The sequence below is a fragment of the Streptomyces boncukensis genome (assembly GCF_011045075.1).
Taxonomy (GTDB): domain Bacteria; phylum Actinomycetota; class Actinomycetes; order Streptomycetales; family Streptomycetaceae; genus Streptomyces; species Streptomyces boncukensis.
Genome location: NZ_JAAKZZ010000327.1, coordinates 1 through 8683 on the forward strand (window position 1 = coordinate 1; position 8683 = coordinate 8683).

Annotated in this window: 7 protein-coding genes and 1 pseudogene; 5 read left to right on the forward strand and 3 right to left on the reverse strand. The window is 73.7% G+C overall.

Annotation, left to right across the window (positions count from 1 at the left end; genetic code table 11):
- On the forward strand, window positions 1-877 hold an 877-nt coding region (locus tag G5C65_RS25340), incomplete at its 5' end, for a zinc-binding dehydrogenase (protein WP_165301245.1).
- A gap of 15 nt (window positions 878-892) precedes the next feature.
- Here the strand turns inward: G5C65_RS25340 and G5C65_RS25345 are convergent.
- Both G5C65_RS25345 and G5C65_RS25350 read right to left on the reverse strand, forming a co-directional pair.
- Window positions 893-3484 (reverse strand): bifunctional FO biosynthesis protein CofGH, encoded by a 2592-nt coding sequence (locus G5C65_RS25345; RefSeq protein WP_165301246.1) that lies wholly within the window; start codon window positions 3482-3484, stop codon window positions 893-895.
- Window positions 3485-3576: 92 nt separating this feature from the next.
- Window positions 3577-4404: a TIGR03619 family F420-dependent LLM class oxidoreductase gene (locus G5C65_RS25350; RefSeq protein WP_165301247.1), complete on the reverse strand. Its 828-nt coding sequence runs from the start codon at window positions 4402-4404 to the stop codon at window positions 3577-3579.
- Between the two features lie 85 nt (window positions 4405-4489).
- Between G5C65_RS25350 and G5C65_RS25355 the strand changes: the two genes are divergently transcribed.
- Complete coding sequence (locus tag G5C65_RS25355; RefSeq protein WP_165301248.1) at window positions 4490-5971, forward strand: CehA/McbA family metallohydrolase; 1482 nt, start codon at window positions 4490-4492, stop codon at window positions 5969-5971.
- A 207-nt stretch (window positions 5972-6178) separates the two neighbouring features.
- Here the strand turns inward: G5C65_RS25355 and G5C65_RS25360 are convergent, their stop codons facing one another.
- Window positions 6179-7333, reverse strand: coding sequence for an RNA-guided endonuclease InsQ/TnpB family protein (locus tag G5C65_RS25360; protein ID WP_165301249.1), 1155 nt, complete (start codon window positions 7331-7333; stop codon window positions 6179-6181).
- Window positions 7334-7377: 44 nt separating this feature from the next.
- Between G5C65_RS25360 and G5C65_RS25365 the strand changes: the two genes are divergently transcribed.
- From G5C65_RS25365 to G5C65_RS25375, 3 genes and pseudogenes are all read left to right on the forward strand, one after another.
- Window positions 7378-7590, forward strand: coding sequence for a type II toxin-antitoxin system prevent-host-death family antitoxin (locus G5C65_RS25365; RefSeq protein ID WP_165301250.1), 213 nt, complete (start codon window positions 7378-7380; stop codon window positions 7588-7590).
- 30 nt (window positions 7591-7620) lie between these two features.
- Window positions 7621-7788 (forward strand): annotated as a pseudogene (locus tag G5C65_RS39555) (short-chain dehydrogenase); the annotation flags it as partial.
- A 191-nt stretch (window positions 7789-7979) separates the two neighbouring features.
- Window positions 7980-8683 (forward strand): NAD(P)/FAD-dependent oxidoreductase (locus tag G5C65_RS25375; protein WP_165301251.1); only part of this gene is annotated, 704 nt, incomplete at its 3' end.

The window sequence follows — 8683 nt, forward strand, 5'->3', positions numbered from 1 at the left end:
CCCGGACCCCGCCCCGGCCCCGCACCAGGCGCTGGTCAGGGTCACCGCGACCTCGCTCAACTACGGCGAGGTCCGACACGGCGCCGAGCTCGCCCCGGAGGGCACGGTGCCCGGCTGGGACGCGGCGGGCGTCGTGGAGCGGGCCGCCGCCGACGGCTCCGGGCCCGCAGCCGGCACCCCTGTGGTGACGCTCGGCCCCGACGGCGGCTGGGCGGAGCTGCGCGCGGTCGACACCGACCTGCTCGGAACGGTCCGGGAGGGGGTCGATCCGGGTGCCGTCAGCACGGTCCCGGTGGCAGCCGCCAGCGCGCTGCGCTCCCTGCACGCGCTCGGCCCGGTCCTGGGCCGACGGGTTCTGATCACCGGCGCCACAGGCGGCGTCGGCCGCTACGCCGTCCAGCTCGCCCGGCGCGGCGGGGCGGAGGTCATCGCCACGACGGGCTCACCCGAGACCCAGGGCCCGGGTCTGCACGCGCTGGGCGCCCACCACGTGCTGTCCTCCCCCTCCCAGCTCTCCGAGCCGGTGCACGGCGTTCTGGACATGGTGGGCGGCCGGCAGCTGGTGGAGGCGTTCACGATGCTGGCCGGCGGGGGCGCCCTCGTCGCGGTCGGCCACTCCGCGAACGAGCCCGAGCACTTCCCCGTCGGCGTCCTCTACGGCGACGCGGGCCGCCACGGCCGCTCGCTGGTCACCTTCCACCTCCTGGAGTCCCGCACGGGCCTCGCCGCCGATCTGACGTGGCTCGCCGCGCAGGTGGCGGAGGGCGCGCTGGACCCGCAGATCACCTGGCGCGGCGGCTGGGACAGGGCGCCGGAGGCGGCGCAGGCGCTGCTGGAGCGGCGGCTGCACGGGAAGGCCGTGCTGGACTTCGCGTGAGGCGCCGCTCCTCGCTCAGTCCACCACCGGCAGCAGCTCCGGCAGATGGCCGTCCGACTCCCGTGCCGCGTGCATCCGTTCGGCCGGGACCTCCCCGTAGCCCGTCGTACGGGCGCGCGCGGGCCGGCCCGCCGCGTCCGCGATGGCGACCAGGTCCCGGATCGACCGGTACGAGCCGTACGAGGAGCCCGCCATCCGCGAGATGGTCTCCTCCATCAGCGTGCCGCCCAGGTCGTTGGCGCCGGAGCAGAGCATCTCGGCCGCGCCCTCCGTGCCGAGCTTGACCCAGCTCGTCTGGATGTTCGGGATCCAGGGGTGCAGCAGGAGGCGGGCCATGGCGGTGACCGCGCGGTTGTCGCGAGTGGTCGGACCGGGGCGGGCGATTCCGGCCAGGTAGACCGGCGCGTTGGTGTGGATGAAGGGGAGGGTGACGAACTCCGTGAAGCCCCCGGTCTCCCGCTGGATCCCGGCCAGCAGCCGCAGATGGGCCAGCCAGTGCCGCGGCTGGTCGACGTGCCCGTACATCATCGTGCTGCTCGACCGCAGGCCCACCTCGTGCGCGGTCCTGACGACCTCGACCCAGGTGGACGCCGGCAGCTTGCCCTTGGTGAGGATCCAGCGGACCTCGTCGTCCAGGATCTCCGCCGCCGTGCCGGGGATCGAGTCCAGCCCGGCCGCCTTCGCCTCGGTCAGCCACTCCCGGATGGACATCCCGGTGCGGGTCGCGCCGTTGACGACCTCCATGGGCGAGAAGGCGTGTACATGCATGCCCGGGACCCGCTCCTTCACCGCCCGCGCGATGTCGAAGTAGGCCGTGCCCGGCAGGTCGGGGTGGATGCCGCCCTGCATGCACACCTCCACCGCGCCCACGTCCCACGCCTGCGCCGCGCGGTCCGCGACCTGGTCCAGGGAGAGGGTGTAGGCGTCGGCGTCCGTCCGCCGCTGGGCGAAGGCGCAGAAGCGGCAGCCGGTGTAGCAGACGTTGGTGAAGTTGATGTTCCGGGTGACGATGTACGTGACGTCGTCGCCGACCCCGTCGTGCCGTACGGCGTCCGCGATCCGGCACAGCGCGTCCAGCGCCGGGCCGTCCGCGTGCAGCAGGGCCAGCGCCTGGTCGTCGGTCAGCTTCGTCGGGTCGTCGGCGGCGACGCGCAGCGCCTCCCGCGCGTCCGCGTCCACCCGTTCAGGGGCCATGCCGGGGGCCGCCGCCTCGCGCAGCTCGCCCCAGTCGCCGTACACCTCGTCGAAGTCGGCGCGGCGGTCGCCGGTGCGGCCCTCGGTGTCGATGGCGCGGTGCAGGTCCGTGCGTCCGGACGGGACGAACGCCTCCTCCGGCTCCTGCCACGCTCGGCCCACGACCTCCGCGTCCTCCCGCGCCAGGCCGGTGGCCGGGTCGGCGAGCGCGCGCACATGCGGCAGCACGCGCGGGTCCAGCCAGGGCTCGCCGCGCTGGATGAACTCGGGGTAGACGGCGAGCCGCTCGCGCAGCGCGAAGCCGGAGGCGGCGGAGCGCTCCGCGAGCTCCTCGATCTGCGGCCAGGGGCGCTCGGGGTTGACGTGGTCGATGGTGACCGGGGAGACACCGCCCCAGTCGTCGACCCCGGCCTCGATCAGCCGTGCGAACTCCCCCGCCACCAGGTTGGGCGGCGCCTGCAGACAGGCCGACGGGCCCATGATGTGCCGGGCGACGGCGACGGTGGCGACCAGGTCGTCCAGCTCGGCGTCCGGCATGCCGCGCATCGCCGTGTCCGGCTTGGCGCGGAAGTTCTGCAGGATCAGCTCCTGGATGCCGTGGTACGTACGGGCGATCCTGCGGAGCGCGAACAGCGACTCCGCGCGCTCCTGGTACGTCTCCCCGATCCCCAGCAGCAGCCCGCTGGTGAGCGGGACCGAGCTGCGGCCCGCGTCCTCCAGGTGCCGCAGCCGCACGGCGGGGTCCTTGTCGGGCGAGCCGTGGTGCGGGCCGCCGGGCTCGCTCCACAGCCGGGTCGCCGTGGTCTCCAGCATCAGCCCCATGGACGGGGCGACGGGCTTGAGCCGCTGGAAGTCGGTCCAGGACATCACCCCCGGGTTGAGGTGCGGCAGCAGGCCCGTCTCCTCCAGGATGCGGATCGAGATGGCCCGTACGTACGCGAGCGTGTCGCCGTACCCCTCGGCCTCCAGCCACTCACGGGCCTCGGGCCAGCGGTCCTCGGGCTTGTCGCCGAGGGTGATCAGCGCCTCCTTGCAGCCCAGTTCGGCGCCGCGCCGGGCGACGGCCAGCACCTCGTCCGGTGACATGAACATCCCGTGCCCCTCGCGGCGCAGCTTGCCGGGGACGGTGACGAAGGTGCAGTAGTGGCACCGGTCGCGGCACAGCCGGGTGAGGGGTATGAACACGCTCTTGGAGTAGGTGATGACGCCGGGGCGCCCGGCCGCCTCCAGGCCCGCGTCCCGCACCCGGCCCGCCGAGGCGGTGAGGTCGGCGAGGTCGGCACCGCGCGCCTGGAGCAGCACGGCCGCCTCCGCGACGTCGAGCGCGACACCGTCCCGGGCGCGCCGGAGCGCGCGGCGCATGGCGTTGGCGGTCGGGGCGCTGCCGGTGGATTCCTGCCCGTTCGAGGTCATCCCCCGAGCGTAGCTCGCTGGTCAGGGGGACCCCCATCGCGGCGAGGCCGCAAGGGACACGAGCCCCGCGCCCCTTGCGGGCGCGGGCCGCGTCACAGGTAGCGTGCGTAGTCGTCCAGGGCGCGGCGGACCTCGTCGTCGCCACCGGACGGCAGCTGCAGGACCACCTCCTCGACGCCCAGCCCGCGGAAGTGCTCCAGCTTGCCGGCGGTGGGCAGGACAAAGGACGGGACCACCTCGGGCGCGCCCGCGCGGCCCTCCCCCGTCCAGACCGCGCGCAGCCTGGGCAGCGACTCCGTCAGACCGCTGCCGCCGGTGGGGATCCACCCGTCCGCGTACTCCGCGATCGCCGCGAAGAGCCGCGGGCCCGCCTGCCCGCCCAGCAGCAGCCGCGGCCCGCCGGGGCGCTGCGGCTTGGGGTGCGCAAAGCTGGCACTGACGGACGCGTACGCCCCCTCGTACGCCGTCGGCTCCGGCGCCCACAGCGCGCGCATCACTCCCATCCGCTCCCGTACGAGCTCCCGGCGCGTGCGCCACACCACGCCGTGGTCGGCGGCCTCCTCCTCGTTCCAGCCGAAGCCGACGCCCAGCGTGAAGCGCCCCCCGGACAGCCAGTCCAGGGTCGCGATCTGCTTGGCCAGCGCGATCGGGTCGTGCTCGGCCAGGAGGGTGACGCTGGTGCCGAGCGCCAGCCGCTCGGTGGCCGTCGCGGCGGCGGCGAGCGCGACGAAGGGATCCAGGGTGCGCAGATACGGCGCCGGCAGCTCGCCGCCCATCGGCGGCCTGCTCCGCCGGCTGACCGGGATGTGGGTGTGCTCGGGCAGATAGAGCCCGCCGAAGCCGCGCTGCTCCAGCTCCCGCGCAAGCCGGTCGGGCCGGATCGACTCGTCGGTCAGGAGAATGGTCGTGGAGATCCGCATACGGCCACTCTGCTCCCGCCGGCCCGTGAACTCCAGTACGCGCACAAGGCTTCCGCCCGTTACCCGCCGCCCGTACAACCCTCCCATGGACAGACGCGATGTTCTCAAGGTCTCCGCCGCCGCGGGAGCGGCGACCGCGCTTACGCTTCCTGCCATGAGCTTCGCCCAGTCGCCCGGCGGGGGCTCCCGTACCGTCACAGGGCACCTGGCCACCGGGGCGCCCGACTTCGTCTATCTGCCGGTGCGGGTGCCGCGGGGCGTGCGCGAGATCGCCGTCTCGTACCGCTACGACAAGCCGGACGTGCCGGACGGCACCCCGGGCAACGCGCTGGACATCGGCATCTTCGACGAGCGCGGCACCGCGCTCGGCGGGCGCGGCTTCCGCGGCTGGTCGGGCGGCTTCCGGGACGCGTTCACGATCAGCGCGGAGAAGGCCACGCCCGGCTATCTGGCGGGCCCGGTGCGGCCCGGCACCTGGCACGTCGTGCTCGGCCCGTACACCGTCGCGCCGCAGGGCCTGGACTACGAGGTGACGGTGACGCTGCGGCGCGGCGAGCAGGGCGAGACCCCGCGCCCCTCCTACCCGCCCGAGCGCGCCCGGGGGCGGGGCCGCGCCTGGTACCGGGGCGACTGCCATCTGCACACCGTGCACTCCGACGGGCAGCGCACCCCCGAGGAGGTCGCGGCGGCCGCCCGCGCGGCCGGGCTGGACTTCCTCACCACCACCGAGCACAACACCACCTCGGGGCACGCCGCCTGGGAGGGGCTGTGGGGCGAGGACCTGCTGGTGCTGTGCGGCGAGGAGGTCACCACGCGCAACGGCCACTGGCTGGCGCTCGGCACCGACCCCGGCACGTTCCTGGACTGGCGCTACCGGGCGCGCGACGACGCGTTCCCGCGCGTCGCGCGGACGGTGCGCCGCGCCGGCGGACTCGTCGTCCCCGCGCACCCGAACTGCCCGTTCGTGGGATGCCAGTGGAAGTTCGGCTACGAGCGCGCGGACGCCGTCGAGGTGTGGAACGGCCCCTGGACGGCGGACGACGAGCTGGCGCTCGCGGCCTGGGACAACATGCTGGTCAGCCGGGAGGACTGGGTGCCCGCGATGGGCAACAGCGACGCGCACCGCGAACCGCAGGCCGTCGGGCTGCCGCAGACGGTGGTGCACGCGCGGGACCTCACCCGGCGCGACATCCTGCACGGCATCCGCGCGGGGCGCAGCTATCTGGCCGAATCCGCGAAGCTCGCCGTGGACCTGTCGGCCGCCGGCCCGCGCGGGGCGCACGCGGCGATCGGCGGCACGCTGCGGGCGGCGTCCGACGCGGAGGTGACGGTCACCCTGAAGGCGTCCGGCGCGCCCGCGGACGCCACGCTCCACCTGGTGACGGACCAGGGCACCCTGCGGACCGCCCCGGCCGCCGCCGGGCCGCTGGTGTGGCGGACGACGCCGTCGCTGGCCACGTACGTACGGGCGGAGGTCCGCCACCCGGCGAAGGAGGGCTCCCCGGTGCCGGGCGCGATGGCGGCCATGACCAACCCGCTGTGGCTGGAGCGGGCCGAGAGGGGGTAACGGACCGGCCCCGAAGGGGCGCGGAGAACTGCGCGCCCAGCCTCCCCCAGGCAGCGCTCAACGCCCTGACCGTGTTCTACGCCCAGACGCTGGCTGGCCGACGAGGGGTTCAAGTTGACGTCCTCCCGCCCCTGAAGGACCGGGAATCCTACCGCAGCGCTGCGCGCCGCCTCGGTGGGTTCCTGTTTCACTGGGTCCTGCCTTCCGTCAGACGGGAGGGCTTACGGTCCCTCCGCAGGCGTTTTGGCTCTCCGCCCGTCCGGCGGCGAGCACGATGCGGGCCGCGTTCACGTCCCGGTCGTGGGTGGTCTGGCATCCCTCGCACGTCCAGGTGCGGACGCTCAGAGGCTTGGGACCATCGATGACGAAGCACACCGAGCAGGTCTGCGACGACGGCACGAACCGGCCAATCCGACCGAAGGCCCGCCCGTACCGGGCCGCCTTGTACTCCAACATCGCCGTGAACTGGGACCAGCCCGCGTCGTGCACGGACTTGGCCAGCCTGGTACGGGCGAGACCTTTCACGCACAAGTCCTCGACGTAGACCGCTTGGTTCTCGCGGATGATCGTCGTGGACAGCTTATGGTGATGGTCCCGCCGCGAGTCGGCGACCCTGGCGTGTGCCTTGGCCACGCGGGCGACAGCTTTCCTGCGGTTGTTGCTGCCCTTCGCCTTGCGGCTGAGTGCTTGCTGCGCCTTCTTGAGCTTCCGATTCGCGCGACGCAGGAACTTGGGAGCAGTGATCTTCCGTCCGTCCGACATGACGGCGAAGTGCGTCAGCCCCAGGTCGATGCCGACCTCGGGCGTGGTCTCCGGCAGCACCTCGGACGGGTCGGTCTGAACGACGAAGCTCGCGAAGTACCGCCCGGACGCGTCCTTTACCACCGTGACCGAGGACGGATCCGACGGCAGATCGCGCGACCAGCGCACCCTCACATCCCCGATCTTGGCGAGGTTGAGCTTGCCGTCCGGACGGAGCCGGAAGCCGTTTCGCGTGAACCGGATCGTGTGCCGGTTGTCCTTGCGGGACCGGAAGCGCGGCGGGGCGACCTTGGGTCCCTTGCGGCGGCCGGTGACCGAGTTGAAGAAGTTCCGGTACGCGGTGTGCAGGTCGGCGAGCGCCTGAACCAGAACGACCGAAGAGACCTCCGCGAGCCAGGCCCGCTCGGGGGTCTGCTTCGCGGCGGTGATGACCTGTTTCTGAAGATCGGTGTCCTTGATGTTCGGCAGCCCGCGCGCGTGGGCTGCCTGCCGGATGCGCAACCCGTCGTTGAACACCGTCCGCGCACACCCGAAAGCCCGTGCTAGCGCGATGCGCTGACCAGGCGTGGGGTCGAGACGATAGTTGAACCTGAGCTGCATGTACATCAGTGTACACAAATGCTGATGCCAGTACGTTGGCGTACATGAATGACAATCCCGTGGAACTCTCCGTCGCCGACGCCCGACGCCAGTTCGCGGATGTGCTGAACTCCGCCTCAGCGCGCGGCCGGATCACGTACATCATCAGCCGGGGGCGCCGCGTGGCCGCCGTCGTCCCACTGCCTGTCGCCGAGGATGCGGAGCGGAGGCTCGGCGCTGCGCACCTCGATGGCGAGGATGGGCTTACCCCGCCCTGAAGGACGGGACCTGCACCCAAGAACAATCCAGTCACCGCGCTCGCCCCCGGCCTGCGGGCCACCGACCTCTCGCCGCGCGCCGCGGCGGGCGGCGACCCGGCCGAGGCCGCCGAGGGAGCCGTCCGGCTGGCGCTGCTCCCCGACGAAGGACCCACCGGGGCTTTCCACTCCTGGGACGGTTCCCCGGTCCCGTGGTGATCAGCCGGCGGATTCCGCGCCGTACGACGAGGCTGTCCGGCTCCCGGGCACCGAAGCGGGGCTCGGCGACGTTGCGGAGGATCCGGCGCTCCGCCGCCGCTGAGGCCCGCGCCCCGATGTCACAGAACGGCGGCCCCGACCCGTCCTTCCTGTGACAGCGCCGATGGGAGCGAGCGGAGAGGGTGACGGGCATGAGGGAGCGGATCGTCGTTCTGGGAGCGGGGTACGCGGGGCTGGCCGCGGCCCGGGGCATCGCCGAGCGGACGCACCCGGGCAGCGCGGAGGTGGTCCTCGTCAACGCGCGGGACACGTTCACCGAGCGCGTACGGCTGCACCAGGTCGCCTCGGGCCAGCACGTGCGGCAGCGGCCCATCGCGGAGCTGCTGGGCGGCGCGCCGGTGCGGTTTGTGGCCGCCCGGGTGACCGGGATCGACGCCGAGCGGCGCGAGGTGCGGCTCGCTCCGGCGGACGGGGCCGCGGCGGACGGGGCTGCGGCGGACGGGGCTGCGGCGGACGGGAGCCTGCCGTACGACACGCTCGTGTACGCGCTGGGCAGCCGCGCCGACCCGGGCGCCGTACCGGGCGCGGCGGAGCACGCGTACCCGGTCGCGACGGCCGAGGACGCCGACCGGCTGCGCGACCGGCTCGCGGGGCTCGCGGCCGGGGACGCCGTGGCGGTGGTCGGCGGAGGGCTCACCGGTATCGAGACGGCGACCGAGCTGGCCGAGACCCGCCCGGAGCTGACGGTGCGGCTGCTGACCAGCGGCCCGTTCGGCGCGGCGTTCTCCGCGCGCGGCCGGGCGCATCTGCGCCGGTCCTTCGACCGGCTGGGGATCGAGGTGCGCGACGGCGTGCGGGTCACCGCCGTCAGCCCGGACGGCGCCGTGCTGGAGGG